Genomic DNA, 17162 nt, shown 5'->3' with positions numbered 1-17162 from the left:
AACTGCGTCATGAACAAACAACTATTAGCCCCGATAATATTTATTTACGCTATGCTACCGGTAAGAGTGTGCCAAAGTCAAGAGTGGCGACCTAAAGAACTGGCACTACCAACTCAATGGGCGGAGAGAGTGGGGCCAAACAACGCAATGACAGCATATCCACGCCCGCAAATGATACGGCAGAGCTGGCAGAATCTGAATGGCTTGTGGCAATATCGCATAACAAAAAAGGTGGACAATCTACCGACCAATTACGCTGGGGACATTCTAGTTCCGTTCCCGATAGAGTCGTCTCTATCAGGCGTTAAGAAGCAGTTAATGCCGGACGAACTACTTTGGTATAAAAGAAGCTTCTTCCTACGACGGATTTCGAAAAATGAGCGGATATTATTACATTTTGGCGGGGTCGACTGGGAATCTACCGTTATAGTTAATGGAAAAGAAATAGAAAAACATACTGGAGGTTATACTTCTTTTTCAGTTGACATCACTGAGTGTGTGAAACTTGGAAATAATGAACTTATAGTTAAGGTTTTGGATCCTAGTGATCGCGGCATTGGTCCACATGGAAAACAAGTGTTATTGCCTGGAAGTATCTATTACACTCCAAGTTCCGGAATATGGCAAACTGTATGGATCGAAACAGTTCCTATAAACTACATTAAAAGCCTTAAAATCACACCTGATGTTGATCGGTCACTCGTAAATGTAATAGTGAATTCATCGAAGCAAGCAGCTGTCACTTTGACCGTTTCGGGTAAGAGTTTCACTGGGATGAGTAACACTACTATCTCTATACCTCTCTCAAGTGTGCGGCTATGGTCGCCTGATGACCCATATTTATATGACATCGGTGTTAGTTTGGGAAAAGACATAGTAAAAAGTTACTTCGGTATGCGAAAGATAGATGTCCAAAAAGATGATAATGGAAATGATCGCATCTTTTTAAACAACAAGCCTTTCTACAACCATGGTGTGCTTGATCAGGGCTTTTGGCCAGATGGTCTTTATAGTGCACCTACTGACGACGCCCTAGCTTTCGATATTAAACTTGCTAAAGCAATGGGATTTAATACAATTAGAAAGCATATCAAGGTAGAACCTGCAAGATGGTATTACTATGCTGACAAAATCGGAATGCTTGTATGGCAGGATATGATAAATCCTCATCAAGACTTGCGTGAAGGAGCAAAACTGAGATTCGAACAGGAGTGTGCAGAAATTTTATCCCAACTTCATAATTTCCCTTCAATCACAACTTGGGTGTTATTCAATGAACATTGGGGACAGTATGATCAAGAAAGACTTACTAAATGGATCAAAGACTCCGACCCTTCAAGAATCGTTAACGGACACAGTGGTGAGTATTTATACGTGAACAGTGACCTTAGATCACCGCCTGATAATCCATATGCCGCGTCAGATATTACCGACGTTCATAGTTACCCAAACCCAATGATGCCAATTAAGCAAGCAGGCAAGGCGCAAGTTCTAGGAGAGTTTGGAGGAATAGGTGTTAGAGTCGAGGGTCACCTATGGGACGACATCAAGGCTAGTTGGGGTTATGACGGGATAAATTCTCCCAAAACAATGGCTCTCAAATACTCCACAATGGTTGATTCCCTGGCAATGCTTAAAGCTCAAGGATTGAGTGGATCAATCTATACACAACTTTATGATGTCGAAACCGAGCAAAATGGGTTGGTGAGCTACGATCGAAAAATTATCAAAATACCTTTGGATACAATAAGGCTAATAAACGAAAGATTATCTTCAATCAGCAAAAAACAAACCATCGACGTGATGGACCTTAATCTAGCGGTACAGGTCACTTCATTTCAGAACTATGAGGATATGTTAAGAGAATATCACCATGGACGACTAGATTCCGCTTTCTTAAGACAGCTTGCAATCATGGCAAATCAACGTAAGGATACAACTAGTCTCAAAAGGATCTCTAATGAATATATCAGAAGATTAACTAATCCGCTAAAAGAAATAAATTTGAAATTCCTCAAAGCATTCACTAACTCCACATCAGACAGAGGCTTTGAAATTTATTATAATAATATTCGAAAAATAAATGAAATCTTAGGTGCCGATAAGGCAGAATTTAAGATTCTAAGTGTCATTGAAGAAACACACATCAAGCCTCTCACCGGTCGTTTCAATGTTCTAGATTGGGATGAACTCGACAAAAAAATGACTGCGAAGTACGGTGCCTTAGGCCAAGAATCTGTTTGGCAATCCCGTTGGCTGTACAGCATTAATCATTCCGATTATGAGACTTTTTACACGATCACCAACAATTGGTTTGAAAAATATGGAAAGAAGCGTAGTTGGATCAACGGGGGAATAATAAATAACATTTGCTGGAATATTTTTGAGAATAGTTTGGACGAGAGAATTCTTAGGCAAGCGGTTGTCTTGACTTCACACGCACTAATGTTGGAAGAAACGGGTTTACTGTTGGACACCCATGCAAATCTGTTATACAAGTTAGGCGAAAAGGAGAAGGCACTCCTGTATGAGGAGAGAGCAATTGAACTCGAACCGAACAGACCAGATATCCATGATTCGTATAGAAAGATGCTGACTGGCATTCCCACATGGAATGTGCCTGAGGACGATAAGAAGGGAGGCAATTTAATGCCAAAACACTAAAAAGAGTCAATACAATGAATTCGTATATTCCTAAAATACAGTTGACCAGATGTGAATTCTTAGGTTAGTTATGATGTTTTTCGTAAACACTTAGCTGACTACAGCCCGATTTGCTTAGCAATATAAACAGCTTTTGATTTCATTAAAAAGCTGAAGTCTGCAAGAAATATGACCATCGAATTCGAAATCCTTCTTGAACAGCATTTCCGGGAGCAGCATCATCCGGAGTTTTACGCGGCCCGGTTGAATACCACGCTGTACGTACTGAACGGCATTACCAGGCGCCGCTTTGGCAAGACAGTTTACGAGCTGATCCAGGAACGGCTGCATCAGGAAGCGCTTCATCTCCTCATACATTCATCCCTGAAAGTAAGCGAGATCGCGTATACCATTGGCTGTTGTGACCACGGGCATTTTACAAGAAGTTTTAAAAGGAGGGTAGGGGTTTCACCGGCACAGTTCAAGAGATCTCTCGTAACCTCCAGATGACGGGGGTAAGCTGCGAAATTCATTCGGTAAAGAACTAACGAAATAAGATAAATTAATGGCGAAAAGAATACCATCTAAATTAAGCGAGCGACAAAAACTGGAATTTAAACAAGAAGTATGTGACTATTTAAAGGGACTTTACAGCAACATACCCGATGAGATGATAGCGGGGCTGATGTCGGATGACGGGCTGAAACCATCTATTAAATATAAGGGCGATTTTTTACTGTCGCCGGGTATAGTGGTAAATCAGGCCTACTTTCTGCGTAAGGGCCTGGTGAAACTTTACCAGATTGATCCCAAAACGGGCAGGCAGATTATTTTATTTATATGGCCTGCAAAAAAGATTGTGGTGCTTTTTGATGAGTTTGTGCAGAATACGAATAGTAGTGATCTGTACATGCAGCTGTGTACGGATTGCGAGTTGGTAGCCATAAGCAACGTGTTTATGGATGGCTTGTATGAAAAGCACATTGCGGCGCATAAGCTGACGCAAAAGATACTTGGCGATAAGATGCAGGTTTGGCGGCAGCATACGGCACTTTTGAAAAGCGTAGATAAGAAGTTTCGGTATTGCGAAATGAAGCAGGTTTTTCCCTGGTTGTTCGATGCTGAGGGCAAGTGTTTGCTGAGCAATGAAGGGGTTTGTGATTTTCTGGGTATTTCGGAGACGTGTCTGAAGCTGTCGAAAGGGAGCTGCGATTGAGAGGGGTTAAAGTGTCTCTGCGGCGGGGGCTAAAGTGACTTTTGGATTGCTGGCTGCCTTGATACTTTTGTACTATTCAAGAATTACAAAATCTCTATTTATGACGCAAAGATTGACGCTTAGAATTAGTTTTTACAGGATGTACAATGGCCGGAAGGCTTACCTGGTATTCAGGAAGCAGGGCGTTAATTTCAGGATCGCGGTGCGCAATCCGCTGCCTTTTATTGGCGATCTCCAGCAGCTGGCCAGATCGGCTGAAGCCGGCGGCAGGATTGATTTTTCCTGTGAGCTGGATGGTTGCCGCGGCAATGCCTGGAGGTTTGCGGTAATGCTTGTAAATGATGCGGTTGATCTGCGGCTTGAACCGGTTGTGGGGAATGAGGGAATGGCTGGTAAAAGGTTCGAGTGGGGCGGAGGCCCGGCAGTTTTTACCGCCGCCATTTATTACTTAACGAATGCAATGAAAGGGTAATCGGCTCGCCCTAATGAGCTTCATCACGGCCCCGGCGGTTGTTCATATCAAATTACTTTGCCGGGGTACGTGATGTTTTGAACCCATTAAAAATATAGAAGAATGGGAAAGTTTAAACAAGGCATCCTGGGGGATGTATCTGGACGGGTTGGCAACGCGGTTTTCGCGAGCTGGCGCGGAATCAATGTGGTAAGGGAGCGTCCGACTCCGACTACCAAACCGGCCACGCTGCCGGAGCTGGCCGCAAGAGCTGCTTTTACATTAATGAACGGATTTATGAATGAAGACTGTGCGCCGCTGTTTAAGGTGGGCTTCCAGTCTGTGGAGAAAGGGATGACACCGTTTAACAAGGCGTTTTCGCTGAATCGCAGGGAGGCGGTGACGGGTGTTTATCCTGCGCTGTCGATCGACTATTCAAAGATCGTTTATGCAAGGGGCAAGCTGCTTTCGGTATCAGCGGTGGTGTTGGCAACGACAGTGGACGCGCAGATCGATGTGAGTTGGGAGAACAATGCACCTGCTCCGGTAGTGCCGGCTGATCCGCTGGACCCGAATGACGACAGGATTACGGTGGTGGCGTATTGCCCGGTGAAGCAGGGCTGGGCAATAAGGCAAGGTGCTGCCGAGCGGAGTGCTGAGGGCTATGACCTGCAGGTGCCTGCCTCGTGGGCAGGGTCTGTTGTGCATGTCTGGTGTTACTTTGTAAGGAGTGACGGAATGAAGGTCTCAGACTCGGTTTACGCGGGGCAGCTTGAAGTGCAGTAAGTTAGTGCTCCGTCATTGCGAGAATGCGTAGCTTTCGAAGCAATCTCTGACAAGCGAGTGAGGGATTGCTTCGTCGTTCCTCCTCGCAATGACGAATGGATAATTATTGGGATTTATTATGGCAAAATATAAAAGTGGAATCATCGGGCCGCTGAGCGGCAAGATGGGTAATGTGGTAGCGGCGAGCTGGCGGGGTGTTGCGTATTTGAGGGAGCTGCCGGGGAAGAGCGGGAGCAAGGGGACGGCGAGGCAACTGGAGCAGCGTTTTAAAATGGCGTTGGTATCGGGCTGGCTGCGGCCGCTTCGGGATGTCATCTGGCTGGGCTTCCGGTCTCACGATGAGGCGAAAACGCCGATGAATGCTTGTATCGGCTACCACCTGGTACATGCGCTGAAGCAGGATGCGGAAGGAGTCTGGGTAATTGATTTTGAAAAGGCAGTGTTTAGCCGGGGTGAGTTGCTGGTTTCCTATGTGACGGGACTGACGGCGGTGAACGGCTTGCTGATGGTGAAATGGATGAATGGAACAGCGTCGGTTTTTTCTGCACCGGATGACCGGGCTACGTTTGTTGTTTATAGTGTGGCCCGGAGGCAGTTTGTAACTTTTGAGGAGGTCTGTAAGCGCATTGATGGTGAAGTGGCGCTACGGCTGCCGGATGTTTTTGCCGGGGAAACCCTGCAAGTATGGATGTATTATGTGGCTAGGGAGCGGCGGGCAGTAAGCACGACTTTGTATCTGGGCACGGTAGCGGTTATTGCCTGAAAAATTGTGGCTAAAATTTTATATTTGATGCGGAATGAAGAAAACACTGGTACTTTTTATTTTATCTCTTTTCCTTTTTTCGAATACCGGATTGAGGGAGATGGTGAAGTTGCCGGTGCTTTTCCAGCATTACTTTGAGCATAAGGAACTGGACAGCAGTATTACGTTTTTGACTTATCTCATGGATCATTATAATTCTGTGCCGCATACGGATAATGATGAGGACAGGGACAACCAGCTTCCTTTTAAGTCGGTACATTTTGCGGGAGTTTTCAGCCCTGCGATTGCTGCTATTTACATCAGCCAGTTAAAAAAGCCTGTTGCTGCGATTATTACAGGGCAGCATCCGGTTTATACGGACTGCTTTGTGCCCGGTGCCACCGGGGGCAAGATCTGGCAGCCTCCGAAATCAGGATCAGTTTTCATTGTTTAGGGCATGACCTTTTTTGGTCTGTCCGTATTATTCAGAGGATTGATCAAATAAAATTGTCATGCTTAACCATATTATCGGGTTTTCCATAAGGAATAAACTCATTATTGCGCTGTTTACGATAGCGCTGTTGATATACGGGATTTTTGAATTGTTTAAACTCCCCATAGATGCTGTACCGGATATTACCAACAACCAGGTGCAGATCATTACTGTGGCCCCTTCTTATGGGGCTACGGACATTGAAAGGTTGGTAACCTTCCCGGTTGAACAATCGAGCAGTAACATTGCCGGGATTAAGGAGATCAGGAGTTACAGCCGCTTCGGGCTTTCGCTGGTGACACTGGTATTTAACGATGATGTAGATGTGTACTGGGCGCGCCAGCAGGTTTCGGAACGGCTGGCGGTGATACAGGAGGCGATACCTGCGGGTATCGGCAAGCCGGAAATGGGCCCTATCTCTACGGGCCTGGGTGAAATTTACCAGTATGTGGTGAAACCAAAAAAGGGCTTTGAAAGCAAATATGACATAACGGAACTGCGGACGATCCAGGACTGGATGGTGCGTAGACAGTTGCTTGGTGTAAAAGGGGTAGCTGAGGTGAGCAGCTTTGGCGGTAAGCTGAAGCAATATGAGGTTGCATTGAATACAGGGAAACTTCAGGCCCAGGGGGTGACGATTGCCGATGTGTTTAATGCACTGGAAACGAATAACCAGAATACGGGTGGTTCGTACATTGAGAAGCAGTCTACGGTACTTTACATCAGAAGTGAGGGCCTCATTGGCAGTAAGGAGGACATAGAGAATGTGGTGATCAGGAGTGGTAAAGGGGGTGTGCCTTTGCTGGTCCGCGATGTTGCTGAAGTAAATATAGGTGCGGCTACCCGCTATGGGGCACTGACTTATAATGATGAGGGTGAGGTTTCGGGTGCCATTGTAATGATGCTGAAGGGTGCCAACAGCAATGTGGTGATTGAAAGCATTAAAGCGAAGATCGCGGAGATACAGAAGACGCTGCCGGAGGGTGTGGTCATAGAGCCGTTCCTGGACCGTACGGATATGGTGAGCAATGCCATTCATACGGTGGAGACGAACCTGCTGGAAGGGGCGCTGATTGTGGTTTTTGTGCTGGTATTGTTCCTGGGCAACCTGAGGGCGGGCTTACTGGTGGCTTCGGTGATCCCGCTGTCTATGCTTTTCGCAGTGATCATGATGAACTGGTTTGGGGTGAGCGGTAACCTGATGAGCCTGGGGGCGCTGGATTTCGGGTTGATTGTGGATGGGGCGGTGATCATCGTAGAGGCGGTGATGCACCAGCTGAGCCATAGCCGGAAGCTTGCGGGTGCGGCGATATTGTCGCAGCACGATATGGACAAGGAAGTAAAAAGTGCCTCTTCGAAGATGATGAACAGTGCGGTGTTCGGGCAGATCATCATCCTGATCGTGTACCTGCCGATCTTCAGTTTGCAGGGCATAGAGGGTAAAATGTTTAAGCCAATGGCACAGACTGTGGCTTTCGCGCTGCTGGGCGCATTTATTTTATCGCTTACTTATGTGCCGATGCTGAGCAGTGTATTCCTGAGCCGGAAGATGAAGCTGAAGCAAAACCTTTCGGACAGGATAATGGCACGTGTGGAGGCTTCGTACAAGTCGCTGCTGGTGAAGGCGCTGGGGATGCCGAAAGCAATTGTGGCTGCGGTGGTGCTGATGTTTGTGTTTGCGCTGTTCCTGCTGGGCAGGATGGGCGGAGAGTTTATTCCTTCGATAGAAGAGGGCGACTATGCGGTGGAAACCAGAGTGCTTCCCGGCAGCAACCTGAACACGACGATGGAAAATGTGCAGAAGGTGGCGGGTGTTTTGAAAAGCCGGTTTCCGGAGGTGAAGAACATTGTCACCAAGATTGGCAGCAGTGAGGTGCCGACTGAGCCTTTGCCGATGGATATGGGGGATATGATCATTAACCTGAAGCCGAAGAAGGAATGGACATCGGCAAAGTCCTTCGATGAGCTTTCGGAAAAAATGGGCGCGGCGGCCTCGGAAGTGCCCGGTGTGACGACCAGTTTCCAGTTCCCGGTGCAGATGCGGTTTAATGAACTGATGACCGGTGCGAGGCAGGATGTGGTATGTAAGATCTTTGGTGAAGATCTGGACACGCTTGCGGTATATGCAAAGCAACTGGGGAATATTGTAAAGAAGGTGCAGGGAACGGATGAGTTATATGTAGAGCAGGTTACCGGCACGCCGCAGATCGTCATTAAGTATAACCGTGCGGCCATAGCGCAATATGGGTTGAATATTTCAGACATCAACAGGAATATCAATGCTGCATTTGCGGGACAGCGTACCGGGTTGGTGTTTGAAGGCGAGAAGCGTTTTGACCTGGTGGTGAGGCTTCAGAATGCACAGCGCAGGGACATCAGTGATGTGCAGAACCTCCTGGTTGCCACCGGAACCGGCATACAGATACCGCTTTACCAGGTGGCTTCGGTTGAACTGGTGGACAGCCCCAGCCAGATACAGCGGGAAGATACGCGGCGCAGGATCCTGGTAGGATTTAATGTGAATGGCCGGGATGTGGAAAGTATCGTGAAGGAGCTGCAGGAAAAGGTGGCGCAGGATATGAAGTTGCCGGCTGGTTACACGGTGAGCTATGGTGGTTCTTTTGAGAACCTGAACGAGGCAAAGGCAAGGCTCTCTGTAGCGGTGCCGGTATCGCTGATACTGATTTTCCTGCTGCTTTACTTTGCCTTCAATTCGATCAAATACGGCCTGCTGATCTACACGGCGATACCGCTTTCGGCTATTGGCGGTATTTTCTTGCTGGCGATGAGGGGCATGCCGTTCAGCATCAGCGCCGGGGTAGGCTTTATTGCGCTTTTCGGGATCGCCGTGCTGAACGGCATCGTGCTGGTTGCAGAATTTAACAGGATAAAAACTTCGGGAGAAACGGATATGAAAACGATTGTGACCAAGGGAACGGTGACCCGGCTGAGGCCGGTGCTGATGACCGCCTTTGTGGCATCGCTCGGATTTTTGCCGATGGCGCTGAGTAACGGGGCCGGTGCTGCTGTGCAGCGGCCTTTGGCGACGGTGGTGATTGGCGGATTGATGATTGCGACGCTACTGACTTTGTTTGTGCTGCCCATATTGTATATCGCATTTGAAAGGGGCATTAAACCAGGACGGAAGAAACGTGCAGCGGCGACGGCAGTCTTGCTGTTGCTGGCATTTTGCCCGGCTATGGCCCAGCGGCCGGTACGGATCGCTGAGGCCCTGGATTCTGCCGTGAAAAACAACTGGCAGGTGCGTAACAGGGTACTGCGGGCGGAGCAGGCGAAGGCCCTGCTGGGTACTGGGGTAAATTTGCCGAAGACTGTGGTGACTGCGGAATACGGGAGGTTTAATAGCCCGCTTACGGATGACCGGATAACGGTTTCACAGAACTTTAGTTTGCCGACGGTATACCGGAGGCAGGCTGAGCAGTTGAAGGCGGAATGGAAGGCTGCTTTGCTGGATGCTGAGCTAAAGGAGGCTGAAGTAAGGAAGATCACGGCCGGGATATTTTATGGCTTGCTGCTGAATGCGGAGAAGCAGGCACTGCTGGCAAAGACAGATTCTGCCTATAGTGCTTTCCAGCAGGTTGCGGCATTGCGGCTGAAGGCCGGGGAGAGTAATCTGCTGGAGAAGGCGGCTGCAGAGAACCAGCTGTTGCAACTGAAGATAAGGCAAAAGGAACTGAAGCGTGAACAGGGCGTGATGATGCAGGAGTTTATGTTGCTGCTGAATACGAAAGAGCAGCTGGTGCCGGTGGCGGAAACTTTCAAACTGACCGGTGCCCTGACGGATACTGCCGGACTTTCTGCCCACCCTTTGCTGAGATGGCAGCGCCAACAGGAAAAGGCTGCTGACGCGGCGCTGCTGGTAGAGCAATCGAAGCTGCTGCCGGATGTGAGCGTGGGTTATAACAACATGAGCATACAGGACGGGATCTTGTATGACCGCGGCAACCGTTTCCAATCTTTCCAGCTGGGCCTGGAGATTCCCTTGTTTTCAGGCGCGCAGCGGGCGAAGATCAGATCGGCCAGGGCCGGACAGCAGATTGCCAGGAATGAGACGGCTTACCGTATGGCGATGCTGCAGCGCGAATATGCGGCGACGCTGGCCCAGGTGCAGCAGTATGGCGATATCGTGTCGGAGTTTGAAAAGGCCGCACTGAAAAATGCCCGTGATATTGCACAAACCCTGAACAGGCAGTTGCGGGCCGGAGAGATCAATTACCTGGAATGGACGGTATTGAACCAGCAGTCGCTGAATACGGAGCTGGAGTACCTTGATGCGGTGGAAAACCTGAATAACAGTATGATCAATTTGAATTACCTTTTGTCTAAATAAGCTATGAATTTTAAAGCAATTTCTTTCAGCACAGGCCTGATGGCATTTTGTGCTTTGGTATATGGATGCGGCGGTAAGGCCGGGGATAAAACTGCAGAGGCCGTAGTACCCGCCGATCCTCAGCTGGTGACTTTGACCGCGGAGCAGGCCGCCAATATTGGCCTGAAAACAAGTAGCCCTGTGGAGCAGGAGATGAGCGGTGTGTTGAAACTGAGCGGACAGATCGATGTGCCGCCGCAAAACCTGGTCTCTGTGAGCATTCCGCTTGGCGGTTACCTGAAGTCTACCCGGATGCTGCCGGGTACGCATGTACGGAAGGGTGAGGTCCTGGCCGTGATGGAAGACCCGCAGTATATCCAGTTGCAGCAGGACTATCTGATCGCTAAGAACAGGTTGGGTTATGCGGCGAGGGAATATGAACGACAGAAAGAACTGAACAGTACCAAAGCTGGAAGTGACAAGGTGTTGCAACAGGCCGAAAGTGAATTTAAAGGTTTGAGTATTGATACCAGGGCATTGGAAGCGAGGCTGGGCCTGATTGGTATTGATGCCCGGAAGCTGACGGAAAATTCGATTTCGAAGACGGTCTATATTTATTCTCCGATCAGTGGGTATATCAGTAAGGTAAATGTGAATATTGGCAAGTATGTGACACCATCGGACGTGATCTTTGAGCTGGTGAACCCCGAGGATATTCACCTGAACCTGACCGTATACGAGAAGGACCTGGACAAGCTGGTGGTAGGGCAGTCGGTTACGGCCTTTACCAATGACAAACCTGACCGTAAATATGCAACGAAAGTGATATTGGTAGGGCATTCGCTGGGTGAGGACAGGAGTGCGGAGGTGCATTGTCATTTTGAGCGTTATGATAAAAGCCTGGTACCGGGGATGTACATGAACGCGGAGATACGTGTAAAGAACAGCAAGGAGAAGGTACTGCCTGATGAGGCTTTTGTCAGTTTCGAAAATGCCGACTATGTTTTTGTGCAGGAGCAGGCACGTACTTTCCGGATGGTGCCCGTGCAGAAGGGCCCTTCGGAAAATGGTTTGACAGCGCTGGCCTCTGCTAACCTGGATGGCAGGCAGGTGGTGACTTCAGGAGCTTATTCTCTGCTGATGAAACTGAAGAATACGGAAGAATAGCACGTTGCTGTCTCCGTTTAGGTTCATAATGAATAAAAAAAATCCCCGCAATTGCGGGGATTTTTATAAAGTAATACTTGGTTTTTTAATCTTAACGCCTGTCGCCGAAGATCCTGAGCAGGTAAAGGAAAATGTTCAGGAAGTCGAGGTATAGGGAAAGTGCACCCATAATGGCCAGTTTCTTGGTATCGGCATCCTGGATCTGCCCGCCGTTTTCTTCGATACCTGCACCGATCCTTTTCAGTTTCTGAACGTCATAGGCAGTGAGAGCGGTAAAGATGGCAATGCCAACAAAGGCCAGCACAAGGCTGAAGCTTTCACTTTGTATAAAGGCATTCACAACGCTGGCTATGATAAGGCCAACGAGGCCGACCATTAAAATGGTACCGAATTTACTCAGGTCTACATCTGTAGTGTAACCCAGGAAGGCCATGATGCCAAAGATACCTGCGGCCGCGGCGAAACAGCTGATGATGGAACCTGAGGTATAGATGAGCAGGATAAAACTTAAGCTGACGCCTGTCAATACGGAATAGAGCAGGAAAACACCCAGCAGGGCGCTGTAAGACAACTTGCTGAGTCCTGCGCTCATCAGCAATACCAGCCCGAGCGGGGCCAGCATGACTACCCAGCCCAGGATACCCATTTTGCCGGTTTCGTAGTTGATGAGATAGCCCATGAGCTGAGGATTGCTGCCTACGAAGTAGGCGGCGAAGGTAGAGATGCCAAGGGCCACGAACATCCAAAGGAAAACGTTCGCAAAGAATCTTTTTGCCACCGCACCTTCTTTTTGTACAAAGACGGAGTCTTGTACATAGGTCCAATTTTTATCGTCGTTCATATTCATATCTATTTAATACTATTAACGTTGTTTATTGCTTTTAAATATAGGAATACTTTTACTGCATCAAAAGCTATGCCCCCAGCCTTTTTGTCAGGATTTCCTCAACTTTTTTGAAGAATTGTAAGGGTTTCAGGGTACGCCATGCCAAATCGTCAAGCTGGCCACCGAAATTGAGGTAATAATCGATGTTGTTGTTGCGGAATTCGTTGATGACGTGTTCCTGGAAGTTGATGCCGGTGATCCAGCCATCTTCTACGTCCTGAAACCATTCTTCGTAATAACTATCTTCAGAATAGTGGAAATTGAGCACATTCTCTCCGATGAGGATGAATTTATTGATCCCTTCGTTCATCATCAGTTCGATGATTTCACGTTTCAGCATCATAATGTCGTTGCCGATCGCATCGTTCCATTCGCCGATCAGCTCGATGATGGCGTATTGCCGGTCGTAATCGGCGAACAGCACTTTGATGTAAAGTGTATTGGAGCCAAAGTCGTCCCACTGGGGATGGATGAGGAAGTTATAGAGCTGCTTGTCGAAGTAGAACTCGGAGTACTCGGTGTTGTAGAAGGGAGAGCGTTCGTCTTCTGCCGCGATGTAATCGTCTCTCCAGAGGTAAAAAGGTTCTATTTCGTGCATGATTCGACTGCTTTACGTACACTTCCGTAGCGGAGCAGCAGATCGGCTGCGGCGGCATGATCAATGTTTAATGCTTCCATGACCATTTGGGTGCCGCGGTCGACCAGCTTGTGATTGGTTAACTGCATATCGACCATTTTGTTTCCTTTGATGCGGCCTAATCTGATCATGACGGTGGTACTGAGCATGTTGAGTGCAAGCTTTTGTGCAGTACCGGACTTCATGCGGGTAGAGCCGGTAAGGAACTCGGGGCCGACTACAATTTCGACAGGGTAATCGCTCTCTGCTGCTACCGGGCTGCCTTCATTGCATACGATGCAGCCCGTGAGGATGCCGTTCTGACGGGCTGTCCTGAGCCCGCCGATCACATAGGGTGTGGTGCCCGAAGCTGCGAGCCCGACCAGGCAGTCTTTTTCATTGATATGGTATTCACGAAGATCTGCCCATGCTTGCCCGGTGTCGTCTTCTGCATTTTCTACAGCCTTTCTTATGGCCCTGTCGCCGCCCGCGATGATGCCGACTACCCAGTCGAAAGGCACGCCAAAAGTTGGCGGACATTCAGAAGCATCGACCACACCCAGACGACCGCTGGTGCCGGCGCCGATATAAAATAACCGGCCGCCCTGCTTCATTTTTTCCGCAACGGCGGTCGCCAGTCTTTCGATCTGGGGAATGGCGGCCTCTACGGCCAGGGGCACGGATTTGTCTTCGTTATTGATGCTTTCCAGGATTTCCCGGACGGACATCTGGTCTATGTCCCTGTAGTTGGATTCCTGTTCGGTTACTCTTATCATCCCGGTGGTGTTTCATTTTTAATGAGGCCGGACTCGCGGCCTGCCGGTAAAAATCGTCAATTTCTTTTTAAGGGAAAAAAATATTGGGAAAACAATTAAAAATGATGAGGGTTAGCTATTTACAACCTAGTATTTGTGTAACTTTACACTGTCGCTATCCTGATGAAGAAAAATACCCGAATTAATGTCCTTATTGCGCTGGCTTATTCGCTTACGCTTATAGGCGGGATGTTTATGGGCTATAAATTTTTAAAGGACCAGGGATATGAATTCCGACGCGTGACCCTCCATGCAGATAATAATACTGCCAAAGTGGATGAGATTCTTCATATCATCAAGAAAAATTATGTGGATGATGTGAATGCAGATTCACTGAACCATTTACCGATTGACAGCCTGTTGCATAAACTGGACCCGCACAGTGCATACCTTCCACCTGCTGCGGCTTCGGAACTTGCGGAAAATCTGGGTGGTAACTTTGATGGTATCGGTATTGAGTATTATATTTTGAAGGATACTTTACTGGTGACGGATGTGATCCGGGACGGGCCTGCATATCTTGCCGGGATCAGACAGGGTGACCGCATACTGAAGATAGATACGGTTTACGTGAGCGGAAAGGCTTTGCCGCGCGAACAGATGGTGGGAAAGATCAAGGGAAAGAAGGGTACGGTGGTGAAGCTGACGATCATGCATCCGGGTACCACTGATGCGGTTGTATTTACGGTAAAGCGGGACCGCGTAAAAGTAAGCAGTGTAGATGCGTCTTATATGTTGTCTGACGATATAGGATATGTCAGGATCAGTAATTTTGGTGCGGAAACAGACAGGGATTTTATTGAATCGGTGCGGACGCTCAAGGCGAGGGGAATGAAGAAGCTGGTGCTTGACCTGAGGGATAACGGCGGCGGTTACCTGACTGCTGCCACGGGATTGGCTAACCAGATTCTGCAGGAAAATGCCCTTATTGTATATACGGAGGGCAAGCATGAGCCGCGTACGGACTATATTGCTACCGGTGGGGGAGAGTTTGAAAATGGTAAACTGGCGGTACTGATCAATGAGAATACGGCTTCTGCCAGTGAGATACTTGCGGGCGCTGTACAGGATCTGAAGCGTGGCATTATTATCGGAAGGCGATCTTTCGGTAAGGGGCTGGTGCAGGAGCAGTTTCCTTTTGGAGATGGTTCGGCGTTGAACCTGACCATTGCGAGATATTATACACCTTCGGGAAGAAGTATCCAGAAATCTTACAAGGATGGGTACCAGGTTTATCAGAATGAGATTGACAACCGGTTGGCAGATGGAGAGATCACCGGTATGAAGAAAAAGGATAGTTTGAAAGCCAGGGGTTTTTCGGGCGGCGGGATTTTGCCAGACATCTATGTGAAGGCGGATACCTCAGGGTTTAACCGCTTTTATGCTACGCTTTCGGAAAAGCGGGTATTGCCTGATTTTGTATATGATGTGCTTGCCCCAAGGTATACGGCGTTATTTATTGAACAGAATATTAACGGGTTTAACGTATCTGAAGCCGACTTTAAGGACTTTGTCCGGTATGTGCAAAATGAGGGAATTGCTGTTGACCAAAAGCAGTTATCTGCCTCAAGGCCATTGATCATGAGTGACCTCAAAGTGCTGTTGTGTAAGTATTATCTGGGTGAGGCAGGTTACTATAAGGCGCTGAACCAGGACGATCCGGTAATCCGGCAGGCCATGAGCAGCTTACAGTAAGCCTGTTTATTTCTGCCTGAAATAGATCTGGATGGGCACGCCGCTGAAGTCGAAGTTTTCCCTTAGCTTGTTTTCCAGGAAACGTTTATAAGGCTCCTTGATGTATTGCGGAAGGTTACAGAAAAATGCGAACATAGGCGAAACACCGTTGATCTGGGTAATGTATTTGATCCTGATGTATTTGCCCTTGGTTGCAGGTGGCGGGTAACTTTCAATGATTGGCAGCATGACATCATTGAGTTTCGAAGTAGGAATTTTCTTGCTCCGGTTGTTGTAAACCTCGAGGGCCTTTTCTATGGCCTGGAAGATCCGTTGTTTATTGAGGACCGAAATGAATAGGATGGGGATGTCGGTAAAAGGCTCTAGTTTTTGACGGATCTGGCTTTCAAAGACATTGATGGTCTTGCTGTTTTTTTCGATGAGGTCCCATTTATTGACGAGGATAACAATGCCTTTTTTGTTCTTTTCAGCGAGGTGGAAGATGTTGACGTCCTGTGCCTCGAGCCCTTCTGCGGCATCGATCATGAGCACGACCACGTCTGCTTCTTCGAGGGCTTTGATGGTGCGCATGACCGAATAAAATTCGATGTTTTCCTTTACCTTGGTTTTTTTGCGCAGTCCGGCAGTATCGATGAACATGAATTCGTGGCCGTACTGGTTATAGTGGATGTGGATGGAATCGCGTGTGGTACCTGCAATCGGCGTAACAATGTTCCGCTCCTTGCCGATAAGTGCATTGATGAAAGAAGACTTTCCAACGTTGGGACGGCCTGCTATCGTGATTTTGGGCAGTGCATTTTCTTCTTCAGGTTCTTCGCTGAAGTTTTTGATAACGTCGTCCAGAAGATCGCCGGTTCCCGACCCGGTCATGGATGAGATGGGATAAATCTCGCCCAGGCCGAAGCTGTAAAATACAGCGGCCTCATGCTGGAGCTGGGTATTGTCTACTTTGTTGACGACGGTAAAGACAGGTTTTTTACTTTTCCTGAGCAACTGGGCAATCTCATCGTCAAGATCTGTAATGCCTGTAGTCACATCTACCATGAAAAGTAATACGGTAGCTTCCTCGATGGCGATAACGACCTGTTCACGGATCGCAGTTTCAAATACATCTTCGGAATTGGCAACATAACCTCCTGTGTCTATGACTGTAAACTGCTTGTCTGTCCATTCTGCAGAACCGTAATGACGGTCCCTGGTTACACCACTGAAGTCGTCGACAATGGCTTTCCGGGTTTCAGTAAGGCGGTTGAAGAGGGTCGATTTGCCTACGTTTGGTCTTCCTACGATTGCGATGATATTGCTCATGGTGTGCTGTGAAT

The 17162-nt window shown here is 48.1% G+C and carries 14 protein-coding genes; 10 read left to right on the top strand and 4 right to left on the bottom strand.

The window, feature by feature from the left end:
* Positions 1-9 precede the first annotated feature (9 nt).
* The 9 genes from P2W84_RS14495 to P2W84_RS14455 all read left to right on the top strand — a co-directional run bounded on the left by P2W84_RS14495 (position 10) and on the right by P2W84_RS14455 (position 11828).
* Positions 10-2664 carry a sugar-binding domain-containing protein gene (locus P2W84_RS14495; protein WP_276090868.1) on the top strand — a complete coding sequence of 885 codons (2655 nt, stop codon included), beginning with the start codon at positions 10-12 and terminating at the stop codon, positions 2662-2664.
* A gap of 168 nt (positions 2665-2832) precedes the next feature.
* A complete protein-coding gene (locus P2W84_RS14490; protein WP_276090867.1) occupies positions 2833-3153 on the top strand; it encodes an AraC family transcriptional regulator in 321 nt (106 codons plus the stop codon).
* A 55-nt stretch (positions 3154-3208) separates the two neighbouring features.
* Positions 3209-3859 (top strand): Crp/Fnr family transcriptional regulator, encoded by a 651-nt coding sequence (locus P2W84_RS14485; protein ID WP_276090866.1) that lies wholly within the window; start codon positions 3209-3211, stop codon positions 3857-3859.
* Between the two features lie 100 nt (positions 3860-3959).
* Positions 3960-4331 carry a hypothetical protein gene (locus P2W84_RS14480; RefSeq protein WP_276090865.1) on the top strand — a complete coding sequence of 124 codons (372 nt, stop codon included), beginning with the start codon at positions 3960-3962 and terminating at the stop codon, positions 4329-4331.
* A 102-nt stretch (positions 4332-4433) separates the two neighbouring features.
* Positions 4434-5096, top strand: coding sequence for a DUF6266 family protein (locus tag P2W84_RS14475; protein ID WP_276090864.1), 663 nt, complete (start codon positions 4434-4436; stop codon positions 5094-5096).
* Between the two features lie 118 nt (positions 5097-5214).
* Positions 5215-5859, top strand: coding sequence for a DUF6266 family protein (locus P2W84_RS14470; protein WP_276090863.1), 645 nt, complete (start codon positions 5215-5217; stop codon positions 5857-5859).
* Between the two features lie 34 nt (positions 5860-5893).
* Positions 5894-6292 carry a hypothetical protein gene (locus P2W84_RS14465; RefSeq protein WP_276090862.1) on the top strand — a complete coding sequence of 133 codons (399 nt, stop codon included), beginning with the start codon at positions 5894-5896 and terminating at the stop codon, positions 6290-6292.
* Between the two features lie 58 nt (positions 6293-6350).
* The gene (locus P2W84_RS14460) at positions 6351-10682 is read left to right on the top strand and encodes a CusA/CzcA family heavy metal efflux RND transporter (RefSeq protein WP_276090861.1); all 4332 of its coding nucleotides are present in this window, start codon (positions 6351-6353) and stop codon (positions 10680-10682) included.
* Between the two features lie 3 nt (positions 10683-10685).
* Entirely contained in the window at positions 10686-11828 is a 1143-nt protein-coding gene (locus P2W84_RS14455) for an efflux RND transporter periplasmic adaptor subunit (protein WP_276090860.1), read from the top strand.
* 91 nt (positions 11829-11919) lie between these two features.
* Here P2W84_RS14455 and P2W84_RS14450 read toward each other — a convergent pair whose 3' ends face one another.
* The 3 genes from P2W84_RS14450 to murQ all read right to left on the bottom strand — a co-directional run bounded on the left by P2W84_RS14450 (position 11920) and on the right by murQ (position 14106).
* Positions 11920-12669: a Bax inhibitor-1/YccA family protein gene (locus tag P2W84_RS14450; RefSeq protein WP_276090859.1), complete on the bottom strand. Its 750-nt coding sequence runs from the start codon at positions 12667-12669 to the stop codon at positions 11920-11922.
* Positions 12670-12742: 73 nt separating this feature from the next.
* Positions 12743-13312: a hypothetical protein gene (locus tag P2W84_RS14445; protein WP_276090858.1), complete on the bottom strand. Its 570-nt coding sequence runs from the start codon at positions 13310-13312 to the stop codon at positions 12743-12745.
* Entirely contained in the window at positions 13300-14106 is an 807-nt protein-coding gene (gene murQ, locus P2W84_RS14440) for an N-acetylmuramic acid 6-phosphate etherase (protein WP_276090857.1), read from the bottom strand. Before murQ ends, P2W84_RS14445 begins: the two co-directional genes overlap by 13 nt.
* A gap of 162 nt (positions 14107-14268) precedes the next feature.
* Here murQ and P2W84_RS14435 point away from each other — a divergent pair, with 162 nt between their 5' ends.
* Complete coding sequence (locus tag P2W84_RS14435) at positions 14269-15840, top strand: S41 family peptidase (RefSeq protein ID WP_276090856.1); 1572 nt, start codon at positions 14269-14271, stop codon at positions 15838-15840.
* A gap of 6 nt (positions 15841-15846) precedes the next feature.
* Here the strand turns inward: P2W84_RS14435 and der are convergent, their stop codons facing one another.
* The gene (der, locus tag P2W84_RS14430) at positions 15847-17148 is read right to left on the bottom strand and encodes a ribosome biogenesis GTPase Der (RefSeq protein WP_276090855.1); all 1302 of its coding nucleotides are present in this window, start codon (positions 17146-17148) and stop codon (positions 15847-15849) included.
* Positions 17149-17162: the final 14 nt, after the last annotated feature.

This window comes from Pedobacter sp. JY14-1, from assembly GCF_029269825.1.
Taxonomy (GTDB): Bacteria; Bacteroidota; Bacteroidia; order Sphingobacteriales; family Sphingobacteriaceae; genus Pedobacter.
Note: the sequence above shows the minus strand (reverse complement) of the source record. Positions and strands in the feature narration are given on the sequence as shown.